The organism is Pigmentiphaga sp., from assembly GCF_033795525.1.
Classification (GTDB): Bacteria; Pseudomonadota; Gammaproteobacteria; order Burkholderiales; family Burkholderiaceae_B; genus Pigmentiphaga.
This window is the reverse complement of the sequence record NZ_JARYGM010000004.1, coordinates 195,528-210,337: the sequence shown is the minus strand read 5'-3', so window position 1 is coordinate 210,337 and position 14,810 is coordinate 195,528. Positions and strand designations below refer to the sequence as shown.

The 14,810-nt window shown below is 66.9% G+C and carries 9 protein-coding genes and 3 tRNA genes; 4 read left to right on the top strand and 8 right to left on the bottom strand.

Annotated features, from left to right (window positions below; all coding sequences use genetic code 11):
- Nucleotides 1-5: 5 nt before the first annotated feature.
- From QHC78_RS13255 to gltX, 4 genes are all read right to left on the bottom strand, one after another.
- A tRNA-Asp gene (locus QHC78_RS13255) sits at nt 6-82 on the bottom strand.
- Nucleotides 83-119: 37 nt separating this feature from the next.
- Nucleotides 120-195 (bottom strand) — tRNA-Glu (locus tag QHC78_RS13250).
- A gap of 38 nt (nt 196-233) precedes the next feature.
- Nucleotides 234-309, bottom strand: a tRNA-Ala gene (locus tag QHC78_RS13245).
- A 32-nt stretch (nt 310-341) separates the two neighbouring features.
- The gene (gltX, locus tag QHC78_RS13240) at nt 342-1,772 is read right to left on the bottom strand and encodes a glutamate--tRNA ligase (protein ID WP_319745246.1); all 1,431 of its coding nucleotides are present in this window, start codon (nt 1,770-1,772) and stop codon (nt 342-344) included.
- Between the two features lie 199 nt (nt 1,773-1,971).
- Here gltX and QHC78_RS13235 point away from each other — a divergent pair, with 199 nt between their 5' ends.
- Nucleotides 1,972-4,713, top strand: a complete 2,742-nt coding sequence (locus QHC78_RS13235; protein ID WP_319745244.1) for a bifunctional acetate--CoA ligase family protein/GNAT family N-acetyltransferase — start codon at nt 1,972-1,974, stop codon at nt 4,711-4,713.
- Here the strand turns inward: QHC78_RS13235 and QHC78_RS13230 are convergent.
- From QHC78_RS13230 to QHC78_RS13220, 3 genes are all read right to left on the bottom strand, one after another.
- A complete protein-coding gene (locus QHC78_RS13230) occupies nt 4,700-8,395 on the bottom strand; it encodes a DUF748 domain-containing protein (protein ID WP_319745242.1) in 3,696 nt (1,231 codons plus the stop codon). The two genes, QHC78_RS13235 and QHC78_RS13230, sit on opposite strands and share 14 nt — an antisense overlap.
- Before the next feature lie 12 nt (nt 8,396-8,407).
- Nucleotides 8,408-8,749: a protein tyrosine phosphatase family protein gene (locus QHC78_RS13225; RefSeq protein WP_319745240.1), complete on the bottom strand. Its 342-nt coding sequence runs from the start codon at nt 8,747-8,749 to the stop codon at nt 8,408-8,410.
- A 284-nt stretch (nt 8,750-9,033) separates the two neighbouring features.
- Nucleotides 9,034-9,942, bottom strand: coding sequence for a LysR family transcriptional regulator (locus tag QHC78_RS13220; RefSeq protein WP_319745238.1), 909 nt, complete (start codon nt 9,940-9,942; stop codon nt 9,034-9,036).
- 120 nt (nt 9,943-10,062) lie between these two features.
- Between QHC78_RS13220 and QHC78_RS13215 the strand changes: the two genes are divergently transcribed.
- Together QHC78_RS13215 and QHC78_RS13210 are read left to right on the top strand one after the other, a co-directional pair.
- On the top strand, nt 10,063-11,748 hold the full coding sequence (locus QHC78_RS13215; protein ID WP_319745236.1) for an amidohydrolase: 1,686 nt from the start codon (nt 10,063-10,065) through the stop codon (nt 11,746-11,748).
- Nucleotides 11,745-12,734 carry a Bug family tripartite tricarboxylate transporter substrate binding protein gene (locus QHC78_RS13210; protein ID WP_319745234.1) on the top strand — a complete coding sequence of 330 codons (990 nt, stop codon included), beginning with the start codon at nt 11,745-11,747 and terminating at the stop codon, nt 12,732-12,734. Before QHC78_RS13215 ends, QHC78_RS13210 begins: the two co-directional genes overlap by 4 nt.
- An 8-nt stretch (nt 12,735-12,742) precedes the next feature.
- Here QHC78_RS13210 and QHC78_RS13205 read toward each other — a convergent pair whose 3' ends face one another.
- Nucleotides 12,743-14,029, bottom strand: a complete 1,287-nt coding sequence (locus tag QHC78_RS13205) for a carbohydrate porin (RefSeq protein ID WP_319745232.1) — start codon at nt 14,027-14,029, stop codon at nt 12,743-12,745.
- A gap of 168 nt (nt 14,030-14,197) precedes the next feature.
- On the opposite strand from QHC78_RS13205, the gene QHC78_RS13200 reads away from it, so the two are divergent.
- Nucleotides 14,198-14,800 carry a UbiX family flavin prenyltransferase gene (locus tag QHC78_RS13200; protein ID WP_319745230.1) on the top strand — a complete coding sequence of 201 codons (603 nt, stop codon included), beginning with the start codon at nt 14,198-14,200 and terminating at the stop codon, nt 14,798-14,800.
- Nucleotides 14,801-14,810: the final 10 nt, after the last annotated feature.

Sequence of the window (14,810 nt, the reverse complement as noted above, 5' to 3'; positions counted from 1 at the left end):
ATTCTTGGCGGAGCGGACGGGGCTCGAACCCGCGACCCCCGGCGTGACAGGCCGGTATTCTAACCAACTGAACTACCGCTCCGCAGCGGTATCTTTTACTACGGCCAACTTGCGTCGGCTGGCGTCCCCTAGGGGATTCGAACCCCTGTACTCACCGTGAAAGGGTGATGTCCTAGGCCTCTAGACGAAGGGGACCCGGAACTACAGTACTGCTAAACCACTTCTTCTTCACCTGGTGGAGGTAAGCGGGATCGAACCGCTGACCTCTTGCATGCCATGCAAGCGCTCTCCCAGCTGAGCTATACCCCCGTCCTGCGAAGAAGTGAGATTATGCACGTTTTTTAAATGTCGTGCAAGCGGGCCAGAACCTGTTCACGACCGAGCAGTGCCAGCACTGCATCGATGGCGGGGGTCTGCGCCCGCCCCGTTACGGCTACCCGCAACGGAATCCCGAGGGCCGGCATCTTAACACCATATTTCCCCAGGATGGTCTTCATCAGCGAAGAAATTTGCTCGCGGGTCCATTCGATGCCCGCCGCTTGCTGCGCGAAGTCCCGCAGCATCGTCCGCGCGGCATCGGTCAAGTGCTGGGCAACCAGGTCTCCCGGCGTCGCGGCCGGATCGAAGGCACCGCAGAACAGCATGGCGTCGTCCGCCAGTTGCTCCAGCGTCTCGGCACGCTCCTTGAGCAAGGCCATGATGGCCGGCAGGTCCACGCCGTCGGTCGACCCGCCGCGCTTGGCGATGCGCGGCGCCACCTGCTCGGCCAGGTCGGTGTCCGCGCTGTGCTTGATGTAGTGCGCGTTGACCCAGTTGAGCTTCTTGGGGTCCCACTGCGCGGCCGACTTCGACAAGCTGCGCGTGTCGAACCATTCGATCAGCTGCTCGCGCGTGAAGATTTCGTCATCGCCATGGCTCCAGCCCAGGCGCGCCAGGTAATTGACCATGGCTTCCGGGAGATAACCCTGCTCGTCGTACTGCATGACGCTGACCGCGCCATGGCGCTTGGACAATTTCTCGCCGTCGGGTCCGAGGATCATGGGGACGTGGCCGTACTCGGGCAGCGTGGCGCCCAAGGCCTCGAGGATGTTGATCTGGCGGGGCGTATTGTTGACGTGGTCATCGCCGCGGATGACATGGGTGATTCCCATGTCCCAATCGTCGACCACCACGCAGAAGTTGTACGTGGGCGTTCCGTCGGGACGGGCGATGATGAGGTCGTCGAGCTCCGCGTTGGCAATGGTGATCGGTCCTTTCACCAGGTCGTTCCAGGTGACGTCGCCATCGAGCGGGTTGCGAAAGCGCACTACCGGCTTGCGGCCTTCGGGCACCGGGGGCAGCGTCTTGCCCGGTTCCGGCCGCCAGGTGCCGTCATAGCGGGGCTTGCGGCCTTCCGCCCTGGCGCGCTCGCGCATGGCGTCGACCTCTTCCGGCGAGCAATAGCAGTAATAGGCCGAACCGGCCTGCAGCATGCCGGCCAGGACTTCGCGGTAGCGGTCCATGCGCTGCATCTGGTAGAACGGCCCTTCGTCGTGGTCCAGCCGCAGCCACCGCATGCCGTCCAGGATGGCCTGCACCGCCTCCGGCGTGGAGCGCTCCAGATCGGTATCCTCGATCCGCAACACGAAGGTACCGCCATGGTGACGCGCGAACGCCCACGAAAACAACGCGGTACGGGCGCCGCCCAGGTGCAGGAACCCGGTGGGCGAAGGCGCGAAGCGCGTACGAACCGCGGTATTGCGCCCCGAAGACGCCGAAGAATCGTTGCTCATAAAAATCTTGTCCTGATATCGATAAGTCCGGTAAAGCAGCCGCCAAGACCCGCGGCACGGGGACGCGGCTTCGCCGGTCCGCCAGTGCCGCCCGTCCGCGGGCGCGCAAAGCGCGCAGGGGGGACCATATATTACTTGCGACCCAGCCTCATATCCCTTGAAATGCGGTGAATCGCCGCACGACAAACCAAGGAGGGCCATGTCCCGCCACGCCCTGTCCCCGCTGTTCGACCCTCGATCGGTGATCGCCATCAGCGATCGTACGCTGCCGCTGATGGCTGCGCTTCCGGCCGCGCTGCGCGCCCGCACTACCGAGATCCGGCTGGACCAGCGCCTGAGCTACCGGTTGCCTGCCGCGCTGGCACAGGCCACCGGGCGGCCCGACCTGGCGGTGATCGGTGTGCCCCGTACCGCACTGCGCGCCACCCTGGAGACGCTTGCACCCGCGCGGCCCCAGGCAGTAGCCGTCCTCACGCATGAACCCTCGCTCGAAGACACCGAATTCTGCCGGGACTGGGCGGCCCGGCACGACTGCATCCTGCTGGGCCCGCACAGCTTCGGGCTACAACGCCCGCACGCCGGGCTCAACGCCAGCGTCCATCCGCAGCTGGGACGGGCCGGCCGTGTCGCCCTGGTCACTCAGTCCCGCTCGATCATGGCGGTCGTCATGGACTGGGCCGACGACAACCGCACCGGATTCTCCACGGTGGTATCGCTGGGCGCCGAAGCGGCGCTCGACATTCCGCGCGTACTCGACTTCCTGGTTGCCGATGCGCGCACCGACAGCATTGCGCTCTACCTGGAAGACGTGCGCGATGCCCGGGAATTCATGAGTGCGATCCGCGCCGCGGCCAGCGTCAAGCCAGTGGTGGTGCTCAAGGCGGGGCACACCGGCCGCGCGCGCACCAGCGTCCGGCCGCTCGGCGCGGCCGCCGGCGACGCCGTGGACGCGGCGCCGCCCGGGCCTTCGCCGGTCGCGCCCGACACGGTATTCGATGCCGCGTTGCGCCGGGCCGGCGCGGTACGGGTGCGCTACTTCGTACAGCTTTTTTCGGCGGTCAAGGCACTCAGCTTCACCAAGCTGCCCAGCGGCCGGCGCATTGCCGTGCTGGCCAACGGCAGCGGCCCGGCCCAGCTGGCGCTGGACTTGCTGGGGCCCGGCCGGGCCGTCATGCGCGCCGAGCTGGCCGAGGCTACGCGCGGCGAACTGGCCGCGACGCTCAGCAGCAACGCCTGGACCGACAACCCCGTCGTGGAGTTTTCACCGCCGGACCCCCAAGCCTGTGCGCAGGCGGTACGTACCATCGCCGCCGACCCCGGCGTGGACGGCCTCCTGGCCGTATTCTCGCCCGACCCCGAGGCCGATATGCGGGCGGTGGCGCAGGCGCTGGCACAAGCCGCGCCTGCCGCGCCCAAGCTGGTCATCACCTGCTTCATGGGAGATGCTGCCATGCGTCCGCTGCGGCGCATCCTCGACGATGCCGGTTCCCCCGCCTTCCGCACCCCCGAGGCCGCGGTGGACGCGTTCGGCAACCTGGCCACCTACCACTACAACCAGCAGCTGCTGCTGCAGACGCCACCGCCGGAGCCGCCGGGCCAGGAACCGGACCTGGGCGGCGCCCGCATACTGATCGACAGCGCCCGCCAGGACGGCCGCCTGACCCTCACCGAACCGGAAAGCAAGGCGCTGCTTGCCGCCTTCCACATTCCCGTGGTGCAGGTCATTCTCGCGCGCACGCCGGCCGAAGCCGTCATCGCGGCGCAACAGATCGGCTTTCCCGTCGCCATCAAGATCGACTCGCCCGACGTGGCCCGCAAATCCGCCGTGCGCGGCGTACACCTGGACATCCGCAACAGCACCGAACTGGTCACCGCCTATCACCGCATGCTGGCAAACGCGCAGGCAGCGGCGCCACAGGCCCGCATCGCCGGCATCACGGTGGAAGCCATGGCCGGCCCCCCGGGCTCGGCCAAGGTGTCCATGGGCGTAGCGCGCGACGCGCTTTTCGGCCCGGTCATCCGCTTCGGCCCGTCCCACTCGCGTGGCGAAGGTCCCGGCAACCGCAGCGTCGAACTGCCGCCGCTCAACGGGTTTCTTGCGCGGCGCTTGATGGAACGTTCGCCCATCTGGCGCTATGTGCTGGCCGCGCAGATTTCCCCGCGTGCCGTGGATATGCTGGAGGACATGCTGGTGCGCATTTCGGAAATCGTCTGCGCGCTGCCCGACATCGAAAGCCTGGACATCGATCCCGTCATGATCGATGGCGACCGGGTGGTCGCCACCGACACGCGGATTACGATGACACGCGAACCGGCCCGCGAGGCAGACCCGGGCCTGGGCGGCTATGCGCACATGGCCATCCATCCCTACCCCGCCCGGCTGGTCCGCCATCTGCAATTCAAGGACGGCTCTCCTTATGTAATCCGGCCGATACGGCCCGAGGATGCCGTGCCGTTGCAGGACTTCACGCGCCAGCTGTCCGAACATACGCGCTATATGCGCTTCATCTCTTTCATGAGGGAGCTCTCGCCGCGCACCCTGGCACGCTACACGCAAGTCGATTACCACCGCGAACTCGCACTGGTCGCAACGGTGTGGGAAGCCGACCCGGAACATGCGGGCGAGTTGCGCGAGGTCATCATCGGCGTCGCCCGCTATCTGTTGAACGCGGATGGCGAAAGCGCGGAGTACGCGCTGGTCATCGGCGACGCCTGGCAACGGCGGGGCCTGGGGCTGCAGTTGATGACCGCCCTGGTAGATGCCGCGCGCAAACAAGGCCTGAAGATCATCGAAGGCGTGGTACTGGGGACCAACCGCCCCATGCTCACGTTGATGGGCCGGCTGGGATTCCGCATCGACAAGGACGACGAGGATCCCAGCATGCGCCGCGTCTGGCTGCGCCTGGACCAAGAACCAGGCGCCACCGCTACTTCAGGCTGAAGTCCACGCCCGTCTGCCGGCCGCTCTGCGGCGCCTTGGACTCGACCTTGGGCGCCGTCAGGAAGGCCCGCTCGCCCAGCTTGGCTTCCCGCAGGACCGCCATGACGGCCTGCGCCCGCCTGACCGCCAGCTCACGCAGTTGTTCAGGCCCCGCCGGCACGCTCGCGGCCAGCAGCGCCTCCATCTCCGGGCCCGGCAGCGACTTGGCCAGGCCGATCATGTTGCGCGGCTTGTCGATCTTGGCATCGTCGTAGGCCGCCTCGAGATAGCGTGCCCGCTGCTGGGCGTCGAGCGGCGGCAGCGCATCGCCCGGCGTCTCTTTTTCCCGCTCGCGCAGTTCTGCGCGCTGCTGGGCGCGGATCAAGGCCTCCACGCCGGCCTTGCGCAACCCCTCGGTATCGACTTCGGGATTGGCACGGCCCGCCACATCCAGCCGCAGGCCCGGCCGGTCGTTCAGCGCCTTGACCAGGACCTCCACGCGCTTGCGGGCCTCGTCGTCCAGCACGGAACTGCCCGGCGCGAAGTCGATGTGCGACAGTTCCTCACCCGAACCGAAGGCCGACGCAAGCAGCGAAAACGGCGCCGTGACCGCCCGCATCACCAGATTGACGATCGCACGGAAAATAATGCCTCCGACCGAGAACTGCGGATCGTCCAGCGAGCCCGAAATAGGCAGCTGGATATCGATCTCGCCCCGGCTGTTCTTGAGCAGCGATACCGCCAGCTGTACCGGCAGCTTGAGCGCATCGGGACTTTCGACACGTTCGCCGAAGGTCAGCTGGTCGAGGAAGATCCGGTTGCTCGCTTGCAGCTTGCCGTCCTCGATCTGGTAATGCACATCCATCGACAACTTGCCGCGTTCGATCGCATAGCCCGCATACTTCGCCGCATAGGGCGTCAGCCCCGGCAGCTCCACGCCCTTGGCGCTGGCGCGAATGTCGGTATAGAGCCGCGGACCGAAGGGATGCAGCTTGCCGGTAATGTCGACCGGTGCATCGCCATCCACCTTGGCCGATACCTGCACGTCGGCCGGCTGCGGGTCGGCGGACGACACGGCCGAAATGCCGCCCTCGATATCCGTGAGATTGGCGCGATAGTTCGGCTTGATGAAGTTGTCGGTGAAATTGACGTGGCCCCGCGCCAGCCGCACCTGCCCGACGCGAAGATCGCGTTGCGTGGTGTCCGGCGCCCGCGCGGCCTCGCGAGGGGCTTGGGCTGCGGTGTCCTTGTCCTGCCGGGCGGCGTTTTCAGGCGCGTCTTCGGTGATGGAGCCGGACTGCTCTCCCGGCTGCACGAAGAGCTGAGAAAGATTCAGCCGCCCCTGCTCGTTCAGGATCAACCTGGCGAAGAAATCCTCGAGCGCGATGTCGCCCAGGTCGGCTTTGAGCGCATCGCCGGCACTCACCACGGCCAGGTTCTTGAACGCCAGCCGCTTCCACTTCAGGAAGTCGGCGGCATTGAGCTTGTCGACCATTTCGAGGTTGCTCACCTCGGCAGAACCGGTCCAGGACACGCGCTGGGGCTGCCTGCCGGTTGCCGCCATGTATTCGAGCCGGCCATTTGCGCCGGCCACGATACTGTTGACCGTCGCATTGAGCCGCTCGCCCAGGTAAGGCGCCAGGGCCGTCAGGTTCACGCGCCGTGCCCGGACCTGAGCCTTCACCGCAAGGGGTTCCGGCACGACGGTCCCCTTGAGGTCGGCGTTGCCTCGGCCCTGGATGGAGGAACTCAGCGAGAAATCGATGGGCGCCCGCAAATCGGAGCTGATGTTACGTGCGTCGAGCCGCAGGCCGTCCAGGCGCAGGTTCACGCGAGGCGCCACGGCTTCGTCGACCACGCGCAGGGAACTCTTTTCCAGAGCCAGGGTGCCGGCACTCCATTTCCACGGAGACTCGGCCGGGGCCGGCGTCCCGCGCGCACGAGACGGCGCGGGCGAGGACTTGGGCGAGGGCTTTTGGGCCACGGCCATCGAGGTCCAGCCTATCGCAGAAGAAGCACTGCGCCGGGCAGCAAGCGTCAAGCCGCTGAGCGCGATGCGCTCGGCGCGTATCGTCCGTGCGCCGGTGTCGCCCGCCAGGCCGCCGACATCGAGGGCGTCGAGCCTCAGGCTGGAGGCCTTGTCCGACAGCGGCGCCGCGACCAAACCGCGCAGGGCGAGACTGGCGTCGCTCCAGCGCACGACGGCGTTTTCGCCTTGTTCGAAGCGGAGCTTGGCCGCCGCGCCAACGCTCCCGTCGTCGATGCGCAGCGCGAGATACGGTTTCCAGAGGGGTGCCAGCGGAGCCAGCGCCATCTCGTCCAGCTTGAGATCGAGGTCGGCTGCCACGGGCTGGAGCCTGACCGTGCCGCCCGCCTCGATACGCCCGGCTTCGCCCACACGCGCGGCCAGCGTCACGGCCGGAGGCTCCCCCTGGCCGGCAGGCAGGCGCAGTCCGCGCAATTCCGCCGCGAGATCGGAAACCTGGTAGCCGAACTGTGCGGCTTCGTCATGCCAGTTCAGCCGTCCTTCCTGCAAGGCTACGGTACCAACGGACACGTTCCAGGCGTCTTCTGGCCCGGGCCCGGCCGAGGGTTGAGCGGGCTCAGCAGGCTCGGCAGACTGGGCCGGCTCGGCGCCTGCCGGGGACTGGAAGCGGGCCGCGATCTCCGCAAGATTCAGTTTCCCGTCGGCCGAGCGCGCGGCATGCAGCTCGGGTGCCGACAACACGATGCGCTCGGCATGGAAGCGGCGCGCCAGCGGTTCCAGCGAGAACTGTTCGACGGCCAGCTTGCCGAACGTAAACAAGGCGGCGTCGCCTGGGGCGCGCACGTCGGCCTCCCGCACGGCCGCCGTGCCTTCCAGCCGAACCTTGGGCGGGGCAGCGCCGCCCTCCTCGAACACGAGGCGGGCATCGGTATCGAGGCGGGCGTGCCTAAGCGTGAGCGGAATGGCGCCGGGCACCGCATCGGCCAGGGCATCCAGTCCCAGGTCATCGATCTTGAGATGGAGCAGCGAGGAACGCGGCGTATCGAAGGGCCGCGCGGTTCCTTCCAGGTTGAACGGGCTGCCGTTGATCAAGGCCGACAAGCGCGGCTGCACGTCGATGTCGGTGGCATAGGCCAGCGTCGACAGGAACGGGACGCCGATGGCCAGGTCGCGCACGGCATGCTGCCGGCCCGTGACCTTGTCGTCCACGGTGATCTCGCCTTGCGCCACGACGACATTGTTCAGCGAGAAGCGCGGCGGCGGGCCGTCCTCGGAAGCGGGTCGCGCGGCAAGGCGCTCGAGAATGTCGCTGAAGTTGAACTGCCCCGGCCCCTCGCGCACGATCGCAATCCGGGGCCCGGAAACAGTGAGCCCATCGACGACCGGCGCGAACCGGAATAGCGAAGAGATGGAGGCATTGACCTCGACCCGCGACACCGAAAGATCCGGGTTGACCCCCGCCCGGTCCAGAATCGCAAAGTCGTGGATCCGCAGGCGCAGCCTGAACGGGTTGAACGAGACATCGCCTATCCGTGCCGTCCGCCCCAGGACTTTCGGAATCTGCGCAGTGGCGACACTGCGGACCAGGTACGGAATACCCCAGGCGCTCAGGCCCAGGAACAACACCCACAAAGCAAGCAGAATGACCGCGATGCGCAGCAGCGGCTTGCGTCGCTGCCTGAGTTGGTCGCGCACCTGGGAAAGCGTGGCCGCCACGTCCCGGCGCGCTCAGCTGGCGCTGCGGGCGGACATGAACAGCTTGGTCGAACGTGCTCCGCTGCGGCAGAACGCCAGCACCGGGGCGGGCAGCGTGTCGAGCAGCGAGGAGAACTTGGCGACATCTTCGGGCTGGATATTCGCGCCGTTCACGGGCTGGTAGACGTAGGTCAATCCTGCCGCCTCTGCGGCAGCCTGCATCTGTGCGGTGGAGGGCTGCGCGGGCCCGCCCTCGAGGTCGGGCCGGTTGTTGATGACGCTCTTGAAGCCGGCGGCCGCGACGGCCGCCATATCCTCCGGTGCCAATTGCGGCGCCACGGCGAAATTCTCGGTAATGGGAGTGAAAGCGGACATGTGCGTCTCCGATGGAAGGGCTACCCTCTGCGCTTCGCACGGCGCCTCCCGGGCAACGCTGGCGGACCGGCGGAGCCGATCCGCGGTCCCTGGATGACACATGGCCAAAATTTTTGCAGCCCCTTGCCCGGGGGCGGCCGCTTGCGCGCTGGGGGCTCGCATAAGAGTCAATGCTAACCCGGAGACGCCTTGGAGACAAACGAAACGAGAGGCTCGCGTCGAGTTTCGCGGCGTCTTTCCCGGTTCGCCCAGCAAGCGCTGCAGGCTTGCGTGGATCCCGGCGGCTAGGGCCGCTGCGTGGCGATACGGCCGGCGGCCTCGCGCACCACTTCGATAAAAGCCGCCGCGGCAGCCGAAGGCGAGCGGAAACGGTCGCGGATCAGGACGATTTCGGAGCGGATCTCGGGCTCGCGCAACGGACGGGCCACGGTTCCGCCGTCGCTGGGCAGGAGAGCGCCATAGGGAGGCATGACCGCCACGCCGAAGCCCGCCTCCACCAGGCTGATGACCGTCGCCAGTTGGACGACCTCGATGGCGATCGACGGCCGCAGCCCCAGGCGGGCGAAACTGCGGTCGAGGAATTGGCGGAAGGTGTTCTCCGGCGTGAGGGTGACCAGTGGCGTGGCGGCCAGGTCGGACCACTTCAACACCCGCCGGCGCGCCAGCGCGTGACCTCGCGGAACCAGCGCCATGAGCGGTCCTTCGAGCAGGGGCTCGGTAAGGTATTCGTCGTGATCTTCGGGCAGTGCGCCTATGCCCAGGTCGATCTGGGCCGAAGCGATGCCTGCCGGGATCGCTTCCGAAGGAATGTCGCGCAACGTCAGCGCGATATGCGGATACGCCGCGCGAAACCGGGCCGCGATATCGACCAGCAAACGGGACATCAGCAACGGGGGCGCCGCGACGGTGACGTGTCCGTGCTGGCGCGAGGCCAAGCCCTTGACATTGCCCACGGCCGCCGACAAATCGGCTAGCAGCCGGGCTGCCGGCCCGCGGAATTCGCGCCCCGCGTCGGTCAGGCAGACCTGCCGCGTGCTGCGGTCGAACAACCGGCATTCCAGGCTTTGCTCGAGGTCCCGGATCAGGATGCTCAGACCCGACTGGGAAATATGGATGCGCTGGGCCGCCTTGCTGAAATTGCCCTCATTGCACACGGCGACGAAGGCTTCCAGCTGGCGCAGGGAAATGGACATCGCGGCCGCCCATCATTGGTAGTATTGAAATTCGATATAAATCTATATGAATATTTCAATTTTTACAATTAGTCTGCTCTGCTAGATTGCCAGGACCACTGACTGCAAGAGGCCCTGGCCGTGCCCGCTTCGCTCGTCCTTTACCGAGGCAAGATCATCACCTGCAACGATCGCAACGACGTTGCCAGTGCCGTGGTCATACGCGGACGGCACATCACCGCGGTCGGCAGCGACGACGACATGCTGGCCGCGGCCGGACCGGACGCCGCACGGGTGGACTTGGCCGGCAAGGCGGTGATTCCCGGCATGACCGACGGGCACGCCCACATGGACCGCGAGGGCCTCAAGCGCCACTTGCCGAGTCTGGCCGGCGCCGTCACGCGGGACGACATTCTCGACCTCATCGCGGCTGAAACCCGCAAGGCGCCTCCCGGGACCTGGATCGTGACGGGCCCTGTCGGCCAGCCCCCGGAATATCCCGAGCCGGAAGACCCGCTTGCCCATGGGCTCTACCCCACCCGTGACGAGCTCGACCGGGTCAGCGCCGGCCATCCGGTCTACATCCGTCCCATATGGGGCTATTGGCGCAACCGCGGGCCGCTGATTTCCGTGGCCAACAGCCACGCCTTGGCCTTGGCCGGCATAACGGCCGATACGGTATCGCCCTCGCCCGACGTGGACATCGAACGCGACGCGAGCGGGCGGCCCACGGGCCGCTTCGTCGAGCGGACCCTGGTTCCCATCGTCGAACATACCCTGATGCGAATCGCTCCAGGCTTTACCGCCGAGCAACGCGCGACGGGGCTGCGCCATGCCATGGCCGAATACAACCGCTACGGCACCACGGCGGTCTTCGAGGGCCACGGCGTAGCGGACGAAGTCATCCAGGCCTATGAGACGGTCCATGCGCAGCGAGCCTCGACCGTACGCGCGACGCTGGTGCTGAGCCCCTACTGGGGACCCTCGGGAAACGGACAGGCGTTCGAACTCTTGCGCGAATGGCGCGGCTGGCTCGCGCGCCGCGGCCGGGGCGACGAACTACTGCGCGTACAGGGGCTGTACGCCGAAATCGACAAGGACCCGCTGAACAACGCACTGCGAGCCGGCAACCATCCCTGCACCGGCTGGGCCGGCTTCCAGGCCGGCGCAGCGCTGCCGGCTGACGTGCTGGCCCCGCTGCTGGTAGAAGCAGCGGGAGCAGGCATACGCGTAGCAGGCATCTGGCCGGACCTGCTGCCGCTGTTCGCTGCCGCCCACCGGCGTCATCCGATCGATGGCCTGCGCTGGGTACTGGGCCACCAGCCCGTGCTCGATGCCGATGCCATCGCACAAATACGCGACCTGGGCATCGTGCTCACGACCCATACCAACCGCCACATCTACAAAGACGGCGACCTGTGGATGCAACGGCGCGGCGCAGCCGGGCAGGACGATATCGTGCCGCTGCGCCGGCTCCTGGACGCCGGCGTGCCTGTCGCCTTCGGGAGCGACAACCTGCCGGTGTCCCTCTTCGGCCCGGTCTGGCACGCCGTCGCGCGCCGCAGCCGCAGCGGCGGACACGTCGCACCGGCCCAGGCCCTGAGCCGGGAGGAAGCCCTGCGCATCGCCACGCGCGGCGGCGCCTATCTCACGGACGACGAAGGCCTGCGCGGCTCGATAGCGCCCGGCAAGCTGGCCGACCTCGCGGTACTGAATGCCGATCCATTGACGTGCGCCGAAGACGACCTCGCCACGCTGCATTCCCTATTGACGGTGGTCGACGGCCATCCCGTCGCCTCTGAACCTAGCAAGGAGATAGCCTTATGAAACCCGTCCTGCCGGCTCGCCGCCCCTTGACTGCCTGCCTCGTGGCTGCGGCCTGCTTCCATGGGTCCGCCGCCTGGGCGGCCGATGCCTGGCCGTCGCGTCCCATACGGGTCGTGGTTCCGTACGCGCCCGGCAATACCGGCGATATCACACTGCGCTTCGCCCAGCTCCAGCTGGAGAAGAAGTTCGGCGTCCGCCTCCTGATCGACAACAAGAGCGGCGCATCGGGCAACATCGGCGCGGACGAAGTCGTACGCGCGGCGCCCGACGGCTATACCTTTTTGCTCGGCGCGACGAACAACTTCGTGACCAACCAGTTCCTGTTCAAGAGCATGCGGTTCGACCCCATCAAGGACTTGATGCCTGTCTCGCTGGTCAGCAACGGCCCCTCCGTGCTGGTGGTCAACGGCGCCTCGGAAATACGGACGCTGTCGGACCTGACCGAGGCGGCCAAGAAGAACCCGGGCAAACTGAACTTCGGCTCCCCGGGCAACGGTACGCCGCCCCACCTGGCCGCGGAGCTGTACAGCCAGCTGGCCGACGTCCAGTTGACACACGTGCCCTATCGCGGCTCGCCTCCCGCCGTGCAGGCCCTGATGGCAGGGGAAATCCAGCTCTACATCACCGCGCTGAGCTCGGTCGCCGGCCATGTCGCGAGCGGCAAGCTTCGCGCCATCGCGGTCGCCGACAAAGAGCGCCTGCCTATCCTTCCTGCCGTCCCGACGACGGCGGAACAGGGGCTGCCTGGCTTGGTGACCGGGAACTGGTGGGGACTGGCCGCGCCGGTCGGGACCGATCCCCGGGTAGTCGACAAACTGGCCGGCGCGCTGCAGGAGGTGCTGCGGGACCCCGCCGTGCGCAAGCAATATACAGACATCGGCGTCACGCCGGTAGCCAGCACGCCGGCCGAGTTCGCCGCGCGTATCCAGCACGAAGCCCGGGCGTGGAAAACCGTGATCGAGAAAGCCAACATCCAGCAGGAATGACGCGCCCGTCAGAATTCGGTATGGACGCGCACCGAGAAGACCCTGGCCGGGCCGCGGTCGCGGTTGTAGCCCGGATGGCGGATGTATTGGGCATCCGCCGATATCCACAGGCGCCGAAGCGGCCGCCAGCTGTAGTAGAGCTCGGCGATCTGCTCGGTACCGTAGTTCAAGGCGCCGTCGCCCAAAAAGGCGCCCAGCCCGCCGCGGCGCAAGTACTCCCTATGTGGGCCGCTCAAGGCATTGAGCGCTAAGGCGGCGCCAGCTGCGTCGCCCGCGCGGCCCCATGCCGCGCCGTCGACCACCACGCCGCCGGAGATCGACCGGTCGATCTCCGTGAACGCATACGTTTCCGTCTTGCCATCAGCCCAACTGGCGCGCGCAAAGGCGATTGCATGGTCGCCCAAGGCCTGCTCGACGCCGATGCCCAGGCCGATCTTGGCGTGTTCGCGGCGCACCGGCGCAAGGTCGGGCACCCCGCCCTGGATCGACGCCGCTGCGACGGCGTCGTCATAGCGCGCCATGCGTGCCTTATTGCGAAAGGCCAGCAGGCGCAACGTGCCGGGACGGCCAAATAGCGCGTGGGATTTCTCGAACTCGACCTGGTCGCCATAGTGACGCCCCAGGCGCGTATCCAGCGGCAAGCCATTGGACTCCTTGGGCTGCATGAATCGCCCGGCCCGCACCGCCCACCCCTCGTCGATGTACTCCAGCGCAGCCCCCCACGTATAGCCGCGCGCGTCGGCCGGGTAGTCGTAGCTGCCATGGGTCATGAACGCCCAGTTCATGAACTGGGTGCGCGGATCATGACTCACGGAAACGGCATCGAAGATGTCCAGCGCCGAAAGGTTACCGGCCGTCAATACGATACGCCGCTTGTCGACGACACCTGCCAGTTGGTTCATATCGGCAGGCACGGCCTCGCTGCCCCGCCCAAGGCCCCACGTCTGGCGCAGGAACAGGCGTGCGCGATAGAACCTCATGTCCGAACCGGCGGTCTTGGCGAGTTCTCCGTTGGTCAACCCTCCCAGTCCGTGCAAGCCCGAAAACGGAATGCCTTGGGCCCGCTCGCCGTTCAGATGGACTTCCGCTCCTTCCCATAGCCGCGCGCCGACATCCACGGTGGCGGTCAGCGAGTAGCTGGTGGCCCGGCGGCCGGACAGGGAGTTCGTGCCGGCGTAAGGCGACGCGAAGGCGGGCTGACGTTGCCAGACGTAGGTCGATTGCCCATGGACCGCGAACCGCTCGGCAGGGTCGGCCGTCTCCTGCGCCACGGCGGGCAGGAGCAGCATAGGCATGAGCGACAAGCCGCACAAGAATGCCCGACAAGTGTGTGCCATGATTCTTTTTTGTGCTCGCAACCCAAAAGGCCAACGTACAATTGTGCGCCCGGGCCGTGACACGGTCGTGACGCCGCCCGGAATGCCAGCGCACACGCGCCCTTCCTGATGATGCAAGGAGAACCCATGACCTCTACGCCGGCCGAGCGGCCGCGCCAGCGCCTGATCGTGGCGATCACCGGCGCCAGCGGCTCCATTTACGGTCTGCGCCTGCTCGAAGCGCTACGCGAATTGCCCGATTGGGAAAGCCATCTCGTCGTGTCCGAGGCCGGTGTGCTCAACACCATGCACGAACACGGACTCGGCCGCAAAGACCTCGCCGGCCTGGCCGATGTCGTCTACCACCCCGGCGACGTCGGGGCCTCGATTGCCAGCGGCTCGTTCCTGACGGCGGGCATGGTCATCGCTCCCGCATCGATGAAAACCCTGGCGGCCGTCGCCCACGCCTATGCGGACAACCTCATCACGCGCGCCGCCGACGTGGTACTCAAAGAGCGGCGCCGCCTGGTCATGCTGACGCGCGAGACGCCGCTCAACCTGGCCCACTTGCGCAATATGGTGTCGGTCACCGAGATGGGCGGCATCATCTTCCCGCCCGTGCCCGCCTTTTATTCCGGCATCCAGAATGTGGATGACCTGGTCAACCACACCGTGCTGCGCACCCTGGACCTTTTCGGGATCCACTCCGAACGGCTCAAGCGCTGGAAAGGCCTCGGGCACCGTTCGTAGGAACCGCCGC